10 protein-coding genes are annotated in these 16,303 nt (G+C 40.8%); 3 read left to right on the forward strand and 7 right to left on the reverse strand.

Features of this window, described 5'->3' with window-relative positions:
• Window positions 1–172 precede the first annotated feature (172 nt).
• Window positions 173–8,605 carry a fibronectin type III domain-containing protein gene (locus ACFSR3_RS09460; RefSeq protein ID WP_379820757.1) on the reverse strand — a complete coding sequence of 2,811 codons (8,433 nt, stop codon included), beginning with the start codon at window positions 8,603–8,605 and terminating at the stop codon, window positions 173–175.
• A gap of 164 nt (window positions 8,606–8,769) precedes the next feature.
• Here ACFSR3_RS09460 and hflX point away from each other — a divergent pair, with 164 nt between their 5' ends.
• The gene (hflX, locus tag ACFSR3_RS09465) at window positions 8,770–9,999 is read left to right on the forward strand and encodes a GTPase HflX (RefSeq protein ID WP_379820758.1); all 1,230 of its coding nucleotides are present in this window, start codon (window positions 8,770–8,772) and stop codon (window positions 9,997–9,999) included.
• A 54-nt stretch (window positions 10,000–10,053) separates the two neighbouring features.
• Here hflX and ACFSR3_RS09470 read toward each other — a convergent pair whose 3' ends face one another.
• The 6 genes from ACFSR3_RS09470 to ACFSR3_RS09495 all read right to left on the reverse strand — a co-directional run bounded on the left by ACFSR3_RS09470 (window position 10,054) and on the right by ACFSR3_RS09495 (window position 14,084).
• Window positions 10,054–10,944, reverse strand: a complete 891-nt coding sequence (locus ACFSR3_RS09470; RefSeq protein ID WP_379820759.1) for a DUF3078 domain-containing protein — start codon at window positions 10,942–10,944, stop codon at window positions 10,054–10,056.
• Window positions 10,945–11,012: 68 nt separating this feature from the next.
• Entirely contained in the window at window positions 11,013–11,519 is a 507-nt protein-coding gene (locus tag ACFSR3_RS09475) for a DUF2480 family protein (protein ID WP_379820760.1), read from the reverse strand.
• A 110-nt stretch (window positions 11,520–11,629) separates the two neighbouring features.
• The gene (locus tag ACFSR3_RS09480; protein ID WP_114758782.1) at window positions 11,630–11,953 is read right to left on the reverse strand and encodes an SUF system Fe-S cluster assembly protein; all 324 of its coding nucleotides are present in this window, start codon (window positions 11,951–11,953) and stop codon (window positions 11,630–11,632) included.
• A gap of 8 nt (window positions 11,954–11,961) precedes the next feature.
• Entirely contained in the window at window positions 11,962–12,381 is a 420-nt protein-coding gene (locus ACFSR3_RS09485) for a SufE family protein (protein WP_114758781.1), read from the reverse strand.
• Window positions 12,382–12,385: 4 nt separating this feature from the next.
• Window positions 12,386–12,841: a hypothetical protein gene (locus ACFSR3_RS09490; protein ID WP_379820761.1), complete on the reverse strand. Its 456-nt coding sequence runs from the start codon at window positions 12,839–12,841 to the stop codon at window positions 12,386–12,388.
• A 28-nt stretch (window positions 12,842–12,869) separates the two neighbouring features.
• Window positions 12,870–14,084: an aminotransferase class V-fold PLP-dependent enzyme gene (locus ACFSR3_RS09495; protein ID WP_379820929.1), complete on the reverse strand. Its 1,215-nt coding sequence runs from the start codon at window positions 14,082–14,084 to the stop codon at window positions 12,870–12,872.
• Window positions 14,085–14,394: 310 nt separating this feature from the next.
• Between ACFSR3_RS09495 and ACFSR3_RS09500 the strand changes: the two genes are divergently transcribed.
• Together ACFSR3_RS09500 and ACFSR3_RS09505 are read left to right on the forward strand one after the other, a co-directional pair.
• Window positions 14,395–15,276: a heme/hemin ABC transporter substrate-binding protein gene (locus ACFSR3_RS09500; protein ID WP_379820930.1), complete on the forward strand. Its 882-nt coding sequence runs from the start codon at window positions 14,395–14,397 to the stop codon at window positions 15,274–15,276.
• A complete protein-coding gene (locus ACFSR3_RS09505) occupies window positions 15,266–16,300 on the forward strand; it encodes a FecCD family ABC transporter permease (RefSeq protein WP_379820762.1) in 1,035 nt (344 codons plus the stop codon). Before ACFSR3_RS09500 ends, ACFSR3_RS09505 begins: the two co-directional genes overlap by 11 nt.
• The last annotated feature ends 3 nt before the right edge of the window (window positions 16,301–16,303 follow it).

The following is a 16,303-nucleotide window of genomic DNA, read 5'->3' on the forward strand; positions in this document are numbered from 1 at the left end:
GATCCTGCTGGGCTGTAGCGTCTGCAAGGCCGCCAAGAGCTAATAATGCTGCCAGGTAAAGTTTCTTCATGTAATGTGTGTTTAGCTTTAGTTTTGGTAAAAATATAAAAAAAAACAAACCCCCGCCTAAAAGACGGAGGTTTGTACCATTTTTTTTAATTTTTTAAGAAAATTATTCTTGTCTATTGATATATACCCATCCGGTTATTGTTTCTCCGGTTGAACGTTCTACCATATAGAAGTATGTACCTGTTGGCAAATCTTCACCTTTATTAGTTTGACCATGCCATTCTTTAGTATAACTAGTTTTGCTGTATACTTCCTGACCATAACGGTTAAAGATGCTTAGTTTTCTAACAGTAAGAGATGTTAAATCGAACTCATCATTATAACCATCACCATTAGGAGAGATACCACGTGGTATTTCACAAGCAGTACTTGTTACTTCAAACGTATCTATGCTTATACATCCATCAGCTGTAGTAACAGTTACCATATACTCACCAATTGGTCCAGGAACTATTTTACGGCTAGTAGAAGTGAATCCTTCAGGACCTGTCCACACGTAAGATGCAGTATCAGGATTGAAAGAATCTTCAAGATCAGACACTTCAAGAGTATACACATTCTCTTCACAAATATCAGTAAATACAAGGTCTATTACTTTGGTATCAGCAACAACTTCTATAGATTCGGTATGTGTACAAGTTCCAACAGTTACAGTAACCTGATAAGTACCAAACTCAGTTCCTTCGATGCTAGCCTGATTACCTCCTGCAGGAGCACTGTTAACAGTCCACACATAAGTTGCAGCATTAAGATCGAAGTTAGCATTGCTTACAGAAACTGTTACATTGGTTGGAAGACATGCAACATACGGACCACCAAGACTGAATTGAGGTGTAGGTGTTACATTCACCATGAAACTGTTTTCGCTGTAACAATTAGGGTTATCAAGTGATGCAGCATGAACAAAGATAAGCTGTGTAGAAGTAACCGTATCACCGGCACTTAAAGCTTCACCTGTTGCATTTGCACCTGTAAAGTAGTTGTTACCTGCACTAAGCACAGGAAGCACGTAGCTATCACAAACCGTTACATCAGCAGGAGCATCAGCAACCGGAGTTTGCGAAACTGTCACCTCAAAACTTACTTCACCAGAACAGTTTGGTGTAGTACCAGTTTCCTGATATACATAAATCGTCTGTGTAGAAGAAATAAGCTCACCGGCATTTAGCATTGTACCTGTTCCACCAGGACCGGTATAGTAATTTGCAGCTGTATTGTTTCCAGTCAGATTCGGAAGCTCATAGCTGTCGCAAGCCTGAACATCGTCGATAAGATCTAATGATGGAGAAGCATTTACAGTTATAACAAATGTATTCTCATCTGTACACGCTGCAAGTGTAGGAGAAACTACATACACATAAATTGTATGAGCTCCGGCACCTAACAGAACGCCTACATCTTCACCAGCGCTTAACATTGTACCTGTACCTCCGGCACCTGTATAATAGTTGTTACCTGCACTTAGTGCTGGAAGCACATAGCTATCACAAACCGTTACATCAGCAGGAGCATCAGCAACCGGCATAGGAACAATTGTTACAACTGATGTAGCTGTACCCACACATCCGTTTTTGTTAACTGTTACTTCATAAGAACCTCCTACAGTTACTGTAATAGAACTAGTAATATCTGGAAGCGGATTTCCGTCAACAGTCCAGGTATATGTAGCAGCAGAAAGATCTTCTGAAGCATCCGGTATTACCGAGATTGTAGTTGAAGTACCATCGCATATAGAAACATCCGGAGTTACAGTAAATACCGGCGGAACATTGTTAATTACTGCATCAAATGATCTTGTAATGAAACAAGGAAGACCATCTTTCATAATTCTTACCCAAACGGTAGTGGTAACATTAGTTACAAAAGCCGTAGGATCAGCAACAACATTCGTATCGTCAATTGCATCCTGCTCAGTAGGATAGTAAGCGAATGTATAACCTGTAGGATCTGCAAACACATCAGCAACAGCAGTAGTAAGATCAAATGTAACGTCTTCACCATTACCACATTTAGTGATATCTACCGGATCGTTAGCAAGGATAATTTGCTCTTCAACCCTAATTGTAAAGTCACTTTGTCTAGTAACAATGGATCCATTACAAAGACTATATGAAGCACGTGCTGTCATTACAGTTGTTCCTGCAGTAGCACAAACTTCAACCTCCTGGTCATTACTATAGAAATCACCATTTTGAAGCCACTCAAAGTCTACAGAGGTATCTCCGTCCGGAGTAAATCTCCAAGCTTCAAGGTTAGCACTCCAAGAACCTGTATTCCTTCCAGGAGCAGCAATAGCAACAGAACCATCGGCATTTTGTAAACCAATAACACCCGCACCATTTTGCCATCCAGTACATGGAACCCTTCTCTTAACATATACTTCGATAATGTTAGTGATCTCATAGATAACAATCTGTGAGCTTTGAGGGCCAATAGCCTGGTCAGCAGGAGAATCTGAACTACAATTAAACTGTGCCAACTCATTAAAGCTAACAACAAACGCACGACAAGGGTAGTTACCTACAACCTGGTAGTTGATGTTAGGGTTATCCCAACTGTTGTTTGTCGGGTTAGGGTTAGTATCCTGATAAACACCATAAATAGCATTTCTTATCGGGAATGTGGCACTAGGTATAGTCTGGTTAAATGACCAAGGGCTGAAAGCACCATAAGCCTGATCTGCATTAAAGCTCACAACACCATTTGATCCTACCTGAGCAGCATTATAAATTCCACCCATAAAACAGAATTCAAACGGAAGAGTAACTTTTGGACCCCAGATATCATCTACATCAATAGGCATTGGAGTACCTCCTAAAGTAGGGAATGGCGGAACATAAGGAATGCCTTCTACAGTATATGATGTAGTTTGTGCAGCTGCTGCATAGAAGCTAGCAGAGAAATCAACGCAAAGTTGCTCACCAGGACATATTACATATTCCGTATCAGGCGCAATAATTTCAAGGTCAGCATCTATTACCGTTACGTCTGCACAAGCAGGTGGTGTAAAGATTGAGAACCTAAGCGCTCCTGACCAGAAACTTTTATCATTAGTGTCCATATCACAAATAGCTCTTACATAATACTCGTAAGGCACACCAGGAGTAACGTTCGCCAACACATAATGAGGCTCATCTACAAGCACACTCGTAGTTGGAGCAGTCGATGGGAATGCACCACCCTGAGGCTGTATAACAACTTCCCATTGTGTTTCTGTACCTCCCGGCGTCCAGCTAAGCTGCGTAGTGTTAGGAGCATTTACAACACTCTCACTCACAAGGTTAGTAGGCTGAGGACAAGTAATATCTGAACAATAAGGAATACCTGTATAAATAAGTGTATTCTGATCTGATGCAGTACTTCCTGCAACTCTCTGGAATACTGTTTGGTTGTTAAATGGATTTACAATTTGTAATCCCGCCTGATTTGGATTTGTTCCTCCAGGATTAAAGAATACTTCGTAAGGCAGACCTTTACACAGAGGTAATGTAACTGTTACAGGACCACCACCAGTTGCTAGTTGCGGACCAAGTGTTCCAACAACAATACCACTTTGACGAACTGTCATTGATACCGTACCCCATCCATTGTTACCTGAATCGGTAAGGATAAAGTTAACAGGACACTGATCTATAATCTCACATACATTAGTATTAAAGTTATATGGTCCACTCCATTGGCTATTGTCGCCTGTGCCACATATAGCTCTTACATAATATTTATATAATGTACCCGGAGTCATTCCTTCATATAAGAAAGGATTAGAACCGGCAGGAGTTCCCGCCTGGTTTTGTCCCGGCGCCGGAGCAGTTTGTGGTACTACATAAACTTCCCATGCTGTTGCAGTACCAGCTTCAGTCCAACCAAGAGTGGCAGACGTCATACCAATATTAGTAGCCGTAAGGTTTGTAGGCTTAGGACAAGTTAATGCTTTAATGCTAATGTTATCAATAGCAGCCGGAGACGCTCCTGCTGTAAAGGCATTATTTACCCATTCGAATACAAAACGCTGTGTTGTACCTGCAGGAACTGTAGGTGCATAACTTGCAGTTGTCCATGCAGAACCATTATAAAGGTTTGCAGTTGTTACAAGCTCTCTTTGACCAGCAACAGCTGTAATCGCAGTACCGGCTACAGGGTTGTAGCTTAGAGGAACTCTCCAAACTCTAACGTAGTCATTAACTTCACCAACATTCTTCCAGTCGAATGCAAAATCAAGAGTAGTAACACCCGCAGGTATCACAACATCTCTATAAGCATGTACTGTCGAAGAAGTTGTACTTGTATAATTATTAGTTACACCATTATCGTTAGATATATATAGTGAAGTTGAAGGGCTGTTAAATGTAGCACCTCCTACAAACCACTTGTTTGGTTGCGTACCCATTGTATATGTAAATCCTGGGTTACCGGCAGTATCAAAGCCCTGAGTGTAAGGAAGGGTTGCCGGGATTTGAGGCGTATTAAAGTTTAGACCTCCTATCCAGAAACTTGTTCCGTCTGCAGCTCCACAATTACTTCTTATCCATAGATAGTAGTTTGTAGAATCTGGTAAACCAGTAAGCGTTAATGATGTACCTGTTACGTTACCTGTAGGTACAGTACCAGCTGTAGGTGCTACAGGGCTTGTAGTCAGGTAATAGTCATAACTTGCTGCCGGTGGCGTAGATGCTGTCCATGTAAATGTAGCATTTACAGCATCGATAGATGTAAGCGTAAGACCTGAAGGAGCAGAACATGTAATAACTGACATGTTGATGTTATCAATAGCAGCTCCGGGTGATGGACCAATACTACCGTCATTTCTCCACTCAAATATTATCCTGCGGATAGAACCACCCCAACCTGTTGCATTAACAACGTTGTTTACAGTTGTCCAGGTGTTGTTATTATTCATGTTACCGCCTATCTGTATACCTCCTGAAGCAGCTGCAGTAATCTGAGTGCCCGGAGTTGGTGTAAATGTTACCGGAACAACCCATACCCTTAGGTAGTCACAACATGACTCTCCCGCAGCTTTCCAGTCAAACTGAAGAAGTACCTGGTTAGTTGGGATTGATGCAGGCATCTGTATATCCCTGTAAGCCTGAACTACAGATAAAGATGTATCAGTATAATTGTTAGTAGCACCATTATCATTAGAGATATATAGTGAATTAGCCGGGCTGTTGAATACAGCTCCACCCACTACCCATTTATTGGTTTGTGTACCATTGTTTAGGGTATAATTACTAGCTCCCGCGTCAAAATTCTGAGAATATGGCATCGGAGCCGGAATCTGTGGTGTATTGAAGTTAAGCGGACCAATCCAGAAACTTGTTCCGGCTGCGCCACCACAATTACTTCTTACCCATACATTATAATTCGTAGAATCTGTTAACGGCGTAAGTGTTGCCGTTGTAACATTACCTGCTACAGAACCACTTGGTGTAGTTGCATCTGTAGGCGGAGTATTTGTTGTAGAGTAGTAATAGTCATAATTTGCAGGTGCAGTAGGTGCTGCTGTCCAGTTAACAACTGCCGAGTTAGTTGTTAATGGCGTACCAAGTACTAAAGCAGAAGGTGCAGTACAAGTAATAACTTTAAAGTTAATATTGTCTATAGCAGCCGGCGGCTGAGTACCGGTAAATCCGTTATTGAACCATTCGAAAATAATTCTTCTTGTAGTTCCTAACTGAGCTGCAGGAATAGTAACAACATTGTTAGATGTTGCCCATGCTGCACTACCTGTAAAGTTACCGCCTATCTGAGTTCCCCCACTTGCAGCAGCTGTTATCTGCGTACCCGGTGTTGGAGTATACGTAATAGGCACATTCCATACTCTGAAGTAATCTCCTGTTTCAGCAATACATTTCCAGTTGAACTGAAGCAATGCCTGACCTGAAGCTACTGTTCCCGGAATAGTAATATCCCTGTATGCATGAACTACCGATTGTAGTGCAATGTCATATGCGTTAGACACACCATTATCGTTAGAGATATATAGCGAATTAGCAGCACTTTGGAAAGTTGCTCCACCCACTACCCATTTATTGGTTTGAGTACCATTTGACAAGGTAAAGTTATGAGCACCCGCATCAAAGTTTTGAGTATAATCCATTGCTGCAGGAACCTGAGGCGTACTGAAGCTTACAGGACCTGTCCAGAAACTCTGATCTGTTGCGCTACAATGCGCCCTTACCCATACATAATAGAATGTATCCGGTGTAAGCGGAGTTATTGTAGCCGTTGTACCAGGCACGTTTTGTGTAGGTACTGTAGCCGCAGTAGGAGCCGGTGTAGCTGTATTAGATACAAATACATCATATCCCTGAGCAGGAACAATTGCCGGTGCAGTCCAGCTAACTACACCTTGTGTAGTGTTTAGTGAACTTACAGTAAGAGCTGTAGGCTGAGGACAAGTAACAAGAGAAAGGTTAACATTATCTACAGCAGCAGCAGGCATAGAACCAACGCTTCCATCATTTCTCCATTCAAATACAAGTCGCATTACCTGGTTGTTCCAGGATGCAGGAGCATTTATTATGGTAAGTGAATTTTGCCAGTTGGTTTGAACATTAAGGTTACCACCTATCTGCATACGGTCAGTTCCGGCAGCAATCTGAGTACCCGGTGTTGGGGTAAACGATGCAGGAACAATCCATACTCTCAGGTAGTCACAACAATTCTCTCCAAATCCTTTCCAGTCGAAAGAAAGAGACATCTGTCCGATTGAAGCAGGCATCTGAATATCTCTGTATGCCTGAACAACACTGGTTGCACCAATATTAAAAGCATTCGTAACACCATTATCGTTAGAGATATATAGTGAATTAGGAGCACTGTTAAATGTTGCTCCACCTACTCTCCACTGATTAATTTGTGTTCCGTTATTTAGTGTAAATCCATGAGCTCCCGAATCGAAATTCTGGATAAAGTTTAAAGTTGCAGGAACCTGTGTTGTTGTAAACACATAAGGACCTGCCCATATACTGTAATTTCCACCGCCACAGCTTTCTCTTACATAAAACTCATAAGAAGTTGCCGGTTGGAATGCTGCTATTGCAGGAGCAGTTACGTTACCAACTGTGTTACCTGTATTTGATGTAAAAGTAACAGCATTAGCAGGAGAAGGCAATCCAGATCCTGCAAGCTGAGTTACTACTTGCCATGAAGTAGACCCTACAGTTCCTGGTGTCCAGCCAAGAGTAGCCGTAGTTCCCGTTACAGCGGTTACTGTGCCAGCTGTAGGCTGAGGACAAAATACCTGTTGAATAGTAAGCGTATATGCTGTTGTTTGAGGAGTACCGTTTGTAGAAATTACAAAATAATAAGTTGTACCCGCAGTCATTGCAAAAGAAGCATTGTTATATGCTGTTGTTGCAGATGCAAGACCTCCTGTTAAACATGAAATTCCAATATTGGCACAGCCACTATATACAAATACTCCGGCAGGACCTCCGGTACCACCTAAATTAATGTTGTAGTTTCCGGTTGCAGCAGGAGTATAAGAATATACCACGTCATTACCGGCCAGGTAGTTTCCTGTACTACCACAACCTGTCCCGGAGACACCTTCATAAAAGTCACTGTTTGCAGATGTATTACCGGTTACGCTCACGTTACCGGTACCTAAAACAATAGGAGCCTCACAGGTATCTCCCAAACATCTTGTTTTAAACAGTATCGGCCCTACCCAGGCACTAATACCACCATCTGAACAAAGTGTACGAACATAAAACTTGTAATTGGTACATGCTGTCAGTCCACTCTTAACATAAGGAAGTGTACCGTTGTAAACCTCTCCAGCCCCAGTAGGCGCTAAAGCGTCTTGTACAACTTCTATTTCCCAAGATGTAGCTGATCCTGGGTTCCAGCTTAAAGAAGCTGAGGTAGGAGTAGTAGCAGCAACTACAGGTGTAGTAGGAGGAGTACATAAAGCACTAACCTTCACGTCGTCAATAAACCAACGGTCTTTGTCGTCTCCCTGCATAAGGAATGCTACACGAACCATTGTTCCTGCTGGCCATAAAGTAGCATTGGCAGGAATTGAAATAGTTTTTTCCGTCCACTCCGTCTGAACCGGGTTAAGTGTTAGCTCAGTGTAGGTTGTTAACAGAAAAGCAGCATTACTGTTAAAATCAGCAGCTGTTGGTGTTGCACCTGTATCAGGCATGATATATACTTTGTATATACCACCATTGTCTCCCGCAATTGTAAGCCTTGACTGAAACTTCAGTTCGGCATTTGCAACCATTGGGAAAGCTTTAGTAACAAGCCAGTCCGAAGGAATGGCATCTGTTGGTGCTACGTTCTCCTTTTGAAGGTACGCAGAATGTCCTGAACCACCAAAAGGAGGTTGCTGTGTGTTGCCCGGGATCGTTTGGATCCACGTTTGCAATGGCCCGAATTCGTTGATTACTACCCAGTTTGGTGGTGCGGCAGGCATTCCAGGAACCTGGACTGTCCATGGATCATCGAAATGCTCCACTGGCAGCTGCGCATACGCAAAAAAGGACATCAACAATCCGAAGATCATTAAAGTAATTTTTTTCATAATTTATGGTTTAGCTAAATTTAATCTCCAAATTTAAAAAAATATAACATATACATAACAATTTAGTGAAATTTAACATATTTTCTATAAAAAGGTGTTTTTGCAAACAATTTGAAAACCTGATCTCTTATTTTTCGTAATTTTACATCTTTTATCACAAAGATATGCTTGAAAAAGAGACCATTAAATTTGAAAGGACAGTTGTAGCGGGAGTGATTACACAATCCCAAAGTGAAGAAAAGCTTAACGAGTACCTTGACGAATTAGATTTCTTAACATTTACCGCCGGGGGTGAGGTAATTAAACGATTTTCACAGAAAGTGGATCGCCCTAACCCAAAGACCTTTCTTGGAACCGGTAAAATTGAAGAAATAAACGCTTATATTAAGGAGAACAATATATCTACCATAATATTTGACGACGAACTTTCGCCCGCACAGCAAAAAAACCTGCAACGTGTTTTCGAAATTAAGGTGTTAGACAGAACCAACCTAATCCTTGACATTTTTGCGCAAAGAGCACAAACTTCTTATGCCCGTACTCAGGTAGAGCTGGCTCAGTATCAATATCTGTTACCAAGACTATCGGGTATGTGGACTCACCTTGAGCGTCAGCGAGGTGGTATTGGTATGCGTGGTCCCGGAGAAACTGAGATCGAGACCGACAGACGTATCGTACGCGACCGTATCGCATTACTTAAGGAGAAGATCCGTACCATAGACAGGCAGATGGCCGTACAGCGCAGCAACCGTGGTGCCATGGTAAGGGTAGCCCTTGTAGGATATACCAACGTAGGTAAGTCTACACTTATGAATGTTATCAGCAAGAGCGAAGTGTTTGTAGAAAACAAACTTTTCGCTACCCTTGATACTACTGTACGTAAAGTAGTCATCAAAAATCTTCCGTTCCTGTTGTCAGATACGGTAGGATTCATCAGAAAACTACCTACACAGCTTATCGAATCATTCAAGAGTACACTTGACGAGGTTCGTGAAGCTGACCTGCTATTGCACGTGGTTGATATCTCACACCCGGAATTTGAAGATCATATCGCATCGGTAAACCAAATCCTTCAGGACATCAAGAGTATTGATAAGCCTACAATCATGGTGTTTAATAAAATAGATGCTTACAAGCCGCTTACTATAGATCCGGATGACCTGATGACTGAAAGAACGTCACGTCACTATTCAATTGACGAATGGAAAGCCACCTGGATGAGCAACGTTGGTGAAAAGAATGCCCTGTTTATCTCTGCCACCAATAAAGAGAATTTTGAAGAATTCAGAGAAAAGGTTTATGAAGCCGTTAGAGAAATACACATAACACGTTTTCCTTACAACAAATTCCTTTATCCTGATTATAAAGAGAATTTTGCTGAAGAAAAAGAATAAAAAAATGCCCTCAAAAATATGAGGGCATTTTTATTCTTATATAAGTTCTTACTATTAGAATCCATAGTTAGCGGCTACACCAAACACCTGCCTAACCTGTAATCCCTGATAGGCATTATCGTCATAAATAGTCTGGAACGAAAGATTGGTAGTAAGGTAACGGTTAATACGTAATACGATATTCAGCTGATAATTAATATCCACATTCTGCGGATCTTCCAGATAGTTGGAATATAAGCCTAAAATGTTTTCGAAAGTAACATTAGCAATTACATCAAGTTTATAATACATCCCGGCGCTAAAACCCAGCTCGTATCGCATTGATTCACCTTCCTTAACACCAAAATAAGCCTCATCCGGCAATGTATATTTAGAATCTACAAAAGTGAACTTTGATGTTGCCGGCGAAAGGTTGATATAAAAATTATCATCTCTTTTATACAGCATACCCGGTCCAAGCATTAAATATCCCGGTGACATTAGGTTGGTATACTCTTCTCTTATTTCTGCCCCAAACTCGTCTTTGCCATAGTTGTATCCTTTGGTAAATTGTGTCCTGAAATTCATTAGAAATGAATATGACCAACGCTCAGTTGCCTTTTTACCTAAAATAGAATTCAGTTCAAAGCGGTCATCAGTTTTCTTGGCAAATGAAGAGTTTCTTGTCTTAACTATACCGTAAGACGCAATTACTTTGTTATCCCAGGTCCAGTCACCTTTCTTATAATTAAAATCATAGTTAACACCAAGTGTACCCGAGATATTGTTTTCTCCTCCGGCAACCCAGTTATCAAAAGTAGACTGATTAAAAAGTAATGATGCGGTACCATTAGTATACCATGGGCCAATGGTATCTTTCGGGATAAGTTTTTCGGCCTCGCTTTGTTGTGCATTAGCGCTTAAAACACCTATAAGGCATAGCACTAAAAGTAGATTTCTCCTCATAATTTGTTGCTATTTACACAAATATAACCAATTATGAGGAGCTCTCTAAAAATGAAATTATAAAAAAACTATCTTTTTTTAAACAAAGGTACTGAGGAGCAGGCCTCACCAAACATAATGCTTTTTGCTACAGGCATCAGTTTTTGAGTAGCCATAACATAAGCTTCCTGGGGTACAGGTTTGCGTGAGCACCCTTTTATAATAACGGGTTTACCTTCATATTCGGTAACGTCAAGGCTATTGATGATATCCTGATATAACTGGATATTTATTTCTTCAACCCTTCCCTGTACTATTTTTTTTGCCACAGGCTGCAAATATGTAGTTATAAGCATATAAGCCCATGCCGGTACTATAGCATCGGTACTGCAATACAAGGCAATGTATTTTTCGTTATATTGCTCCCAGTCGTGGTTCTTAAGTGCATCACGAAATTCTTTTTCACGTAATACAAATCCTTCCCACAACCAGCCTGATATATCTACGCCCATGCGTTCTCCTTCAGGATAATAATCTTCAAGATCAAATACCTGAAGAACACTATTCGCAACGCGATTTATTATTTCTTCTTCCATCTTAAGTTCAAGGTTTAAAGTTCAAGGTTTAAGGTTGCTTACTCAAACCTTTAAACTAACCGATTGCATATAGGTTGACAAACTGTCAACCGTTAACTGATAACTTTAAATTAAAGCATTCCAAGCTCCAGCTTAGCCTCTTCGCTCATAAGGTCGCGACTCCACGGTGGGTCGAAAGTAATCTCAACCTCGGCAGCGCTAACACCCTCAATCTTTTTAATCTTCTCCTCTACTTCCATAGGAAGGCTTTCTGCCACAGGACAGTTAGGCGATGTAAGTGTCATAAGAATCTTTACTTCGTTATCGGTATTAACCATAACGTCATAAATAAGACCCAATTCGTAGATATCTACAGGAATTTCAGGGTCATATATTGTTTTAAGCACCTTAACGATGTCTTCGCCAAGTTGTGCAGTGTCTATTTCTTGTTCCATAATTATATTTAGCTTTTGGCACTAAAAGCCAGTGCATACATTTTTATTTGTTTAATCATCGATACCAATCCGTTGGCACGGGTAGGCGAAAGATGTTCTTTTAATCCTATCTCATCTATAAAATCAGTATCGGCCTCAAGGATGTCCGCAGGCTTTTGGTTTGAAAAAACACGGATAAGGATAGCAATGATACCTTTAGTTAAAATAGCATCACTGTCGGCTGTAAAAACCACATTGCCATCATTCTGCTCACCATGCAGCCAAACCTTACTCTGGCATCCTTTAATAATGTTTTCGTCCGTTTTATATTGATCCTCTACGAGCGGAAGCGAATTGCCAAGGTCTATAACATATTGGTAACGCTCCTCCCAATCGTCAAACATTGAGAACTCGTCAATAATCTCTTCCTGTATTTCTTTAATACTCATTATATTACTTCTTGTTCAAATCAGATATTGAAACTATTTTATTTACTAATGACGCAATTTCAGCCGGAGGATTTCCGTGGTCAAAAGTAGTGCTTCGGTATTCTTTACCCTCTTTAATAACTTTTACATTAGCAGCAAGTGCAGCATCGGCATGGTTTTTATTTGATGGAGCTTTAAGGCTGTTCAGTCCGTCAAGGTTAACATTAGCGGCTGCAGCTGTAAGTTTATCCCAATCACCTTTAGATGTAGGCTTGCTCACAACATTTTTCATATCGCGATCTTTAATAGTAACAATACTATCCTTAGTTACAACCACTTTATTGTAAGCCCCGCGAGTTATTGCTTCATATTCAAATGATAGTGCTGAAGCTGATTTTTCAGCGTTTGCCACAACTGTTTTCTTTGAAGAACATCCCGTTGCAAGCATGATGGTAAACAATATTAATGCAATCTTTTTCATAGTTGATTTTGTTTGGTTTATATTTTATTTATCCCAGCATTCGTTGGGCTTTAAGCACTGCCTGAACCAATGCGTCTATTTCTTCTTTTGTATTGTAAAATGCAAAGGATGCTCTTACTGTACCCGGAATATCAAAAAAATTCATTACCGGCTGTGTACAGTGGTGGCCTGTTCGTACTGCAATACCCATTTTATCTACAATTGCGCCAATATCATACGGATGGATATTACCAATATTAAAAGATATTACCGATGTTTTGTTAGCTGCTGTACCAATAATCTTCAGCCCTTCGATTTCAAGAAGCTTTTCGGTTCCGTAATGCAGCAGTTCAGTTTCGTAAGCTGCAATGTTATCAAGCCCTATCGTGTTAAGATAATCAATTGCTGTGCCAAGCACGATACCCCCTTCTATATGAGGTGTTCCTGCTTCAAATTTATGCGGCAGGCCGGCATAGGTTGTTTTCTCAAAGGTAACCTCTTTAATCATCTCACCCCCACCCTGATAAGGCGGCAGTTTTTCTAACCATTCTTCTTTACCATAAAGAATTCCAGAACCCGTAGGCCCACACGCTTTGTGCCCTGAGAAAGCATAAAAATCGCAATCAAGCGCCTGAACGTCTATCTTTAAATGCGGTGCTGCCTGTGCTCCGTCTATAAAAACAGCTGCACCTGCGGTATGTGCCTTTTTAATAATATGCTCAATAGGGTTAATGGTTCCTAATGAGTTTGAAATATGGTTAACAGAAACTATTTTAGTTTTTTCGCTAAGCAGGCGTTCAAACTCCTCCATGATAAGCTCACCATGCTGATTCATCGGTATTACAACCAGTTTAGCACCGGTACGTTCGCACAACATTTGCCAAGGCACAATATTGCTGTGGTGCTCCATTGCCGATATCATAACCTCATCACCTGTTTTTATTAAAGCCGAGAAGCCATTAGCCACCAGGTTTACACCATGAGTAGTACCCGCGGTAAACAATACCTCATGAGCATGTTTAGCATTAATATGCTTTTGGATGGTTTGGCGCGAAACCTCGTAAGCATCAGTTGCCAACTGGCTCAGGGTATGAACTCCACGGTGAATATTGGCATTGATAGTACTGTAATAGTTGCTTATTGCATCTATCACAATCTGAGGTTTTTGTGATGTGGCGGCATTATCAAAGTAAACCAACGGTTTGCCGTTTACCGTTTGGTTAAGAATCGGGAAGTCGTTCCTGACTTTTTGTATATCTAGCATTTCAGTATCTCCTGTATTAGTGCCCTTCAGGCATCGTATAACAAAATTCCATGCAAATTTACGGCTTGTTTTTGTAATAACCGTTTTTTGCCATAACATTTAAGAATGTGGCTATTAATTCCATTTATCTCCACTCCGAAATTTGCTCTATTGTTAATGTTATGGGATTAAGTATAAAGTTAACACAGATAATTTAATTTTTAATCAGTCTAAATTTAATGTTTTTTGTCTTTGCAGATAATGATTTATGAAGTATGTTTGCGTTTTATTTAGATTAATTAAAAACAATATACTCTAACCAATGAGAAAGATTAAACACATTGTGATGTTTGCCTTAGTACTATCGGCAGCTATATCGTGTAAAAAAGAAGAAAAAACAACTGAAGAAACAATAGTAACAACTGATTCGCCAGCTCCTGCAAAAACGGAGAAAATCGTTTCGCTTAATGGAGCAGTTACCGAAATTGTTGCTGCATTGGGCCATGAAAAAGAAATTGTAGGCCGAGATGTAACAAGTACTTACCCGGAAAGCATAAAAACCTCAGCTAAAGACCTTGGACATATGCGTTCAATTTCAATTGAGGCCATAATGGCATTACAGCCTACGATTATCCTTGCAACGGATAAGGACATGAGTCCTGAATTACTTGAAAAAATAAAAAAATCAGGTATTAAGGCTGAAGTATTTAAGCAAGAGTTCACTACAGAAGGCAGCAAAAAACTTATCGCTGAAGTAGCAAAAGCGCTGAACAATGCCGATTACAAAGTTCTTGAAGAAAAAATAGATGCGGACCTAAAAAATGTAAAACCTATTGCTAATGCCCCTAAAGTGCTTTTCATCTACGCACGTGGCGCTAATATGTTAATGGTTAGCGGAACAGGGACACCTGTAGAAAAAGCGATTGAACTTGCAGGCGGTAAAAATGCTGTAACTGATTTTGCTGACTTTAAACCACTAACTCCGGAAGCCCTTATAAAAGGTAATCCTGATGTGATACTTATGTTCGATTCCGGGCTTGGAAGTCTTGGCGGACCTCAGGGTGTGCTTAAAATACACGGAGTTGACAAAACCAATGCAGGAAAGAACAAAAAAATAATATCTATGGACGGAGCACTACTTTCAGGCTTCGGACCACGTTTAGGCGAAGGAGTTGCACAACTTAACAGCCTGCTGCTTAACAATGCAAAATAAACTTTCCATATACCTTCTATTCAGTTTACTACTGTTGGCTTTGCTGGCAGTAGTTTCACTCTATACGGGGGTTTATGTTTTTGAAAAACACACTATTGCCGAGACTATAAGCGGCATATTCAATAACGACGGAACAGTATCGGACAGTGACCGTTTTGTAATTATGGATCTCAGGCTGCCACGCATAGTTATGGGTATACTCATAGGCAGTGCGCTGTCGGTATCCGGAACCTGTCTTCAGGGTATGTTCCGAAACCCTCTTGCCACCCCCGATTTATTGGGTATTACAGCAGGAGCATCGCTTTTTGCCGCTATCACCATTGTTTTAGGCGCCTATATAAAGCCTTACATACCCGAAGTATTCCATTTTTCGCTATTGAGCATAATGGCATTTATTGGCGCACTGATTACCATGATGCTGGTGTACCGCATAAGCACCATTGACGGAAAAACAAATATTGTTGTAATGCTGCTCACAGGTGTTGCTATTACAGCACTTGGTTTTGCGGTTATGGGGCTGCTTATTTACCTTTCAAAGGAAGAAGAGTTACGCGATCTTACCTTTTGGAACCTTGGCAGCCTTGGCGGAGCCACCTGGACAAAAAACGGCATACTGGCAGTAGTAATAATAGTTTGTTACAGTTTTCTCATCAACAAAGGGAAAGCCCTTAACGCCATGATGCTGGGCGAAAAAGATGCCGAACACCTTGGCATTCCAGTAGAACGCATTAAGAAACAAATTGTAATACTAACTGCTCTTATGATAGGTTGCTGCGTAGCCTTTGCCGGAACCATAAGTTTTGTGGGGCTAATCGTGCCATACATATTACGTTTAATATTCCGCTCCAACTACCATATTATTTTGCCGTTATCAGCAGTTTGGGGAAGCCTGCTGCTGCTTACGGCTGATACAATCAGCAGAACGATAGCACCACCAAGCGAGATTCCGATAGGTATACTCACCGCTTTTATGGGGGCGCCTATTTTTATAATAATACTGATAAGAAGCAGGAAAACAATGTAAATC

The sequence above is a fragment of the Flavobacterium suzhouense genome (genome assembly GCF_042684765.1).
In the GTDB taxonomy this organism is placed as follows: domain Bacteria; phylum Bacteroidota; class Bacteroidia; order Flavobacteriales; family Flavobacteriaceae; genus Flavobacterium; species Flavobacterium suzhouense.

Bases quoted from the DNA above. Each gene is read 5' to 3' on its own strand.
- ACFSR3_RS09460 (WP_379820757.1), bottom strand. From the start codon at position 8,605: ATGAAAAAAATTACTTTAATGATCTTCGGATTGTTGATGTCCTTTTTT.
- hflX (WP_379820758.1), top strand. From the start codon at position 8,770: ATGCTTGAAAAAGAGACCATTAAATTTGAAAGGACAGTTGTAGCGGGA.
- ACFSR3_RS09470 (WP_379820759.1), bottom strand. From the start codon at position 10,944: ATGAGGAGAAATCTACTTTTAGTGCTATGCCTTATAGGTGTTTTAAGC.
- ACFSR3_RS09475 (WP_379820760.1), bottom strand. From the start codon at position 11,519: ATGGAAGAAGAAATAATAAATCGCGTTGCGAATAGTGTTCTTCAGGTA.
- ACFSR3_RS09480 (WP_114758782.1), bottom strand. From the start codon at position 11,953: ATGGAACAAGAAATAGACACTGCACAACTTGGCGAAGACATCGTTAAG.
- ACFSR3_RS09485 (WP_114758781.1), bottom strand. From the start codon at position 12,381: ATGAGTATTAAAGAAATACAGGAAGAGATTATTGACGAGTTCTCAATG.
- ACFSR3_RS09490 (WP_379820761.1), bottom strand. From the start codon at position 12,841: ATGAAAAAGATTGCATTAATATTGTTTACCATCATGCTTGCAACGGGA.
- ACFSR3_RS09495 (WP_379820929.1), bottom strand. From the start codon at position 14,084: ATGCTAGATATACAAAAAGTCAGGAACGACTTCCCGATTCTTAACCAA.
- ACFSR3_RS09505 (WP_379820762.1), top strand. From the start codon at position 15,266: ATGCAAAATAAACTTTCCATATACCTTCTATTCAGTTTACTACTGTTG.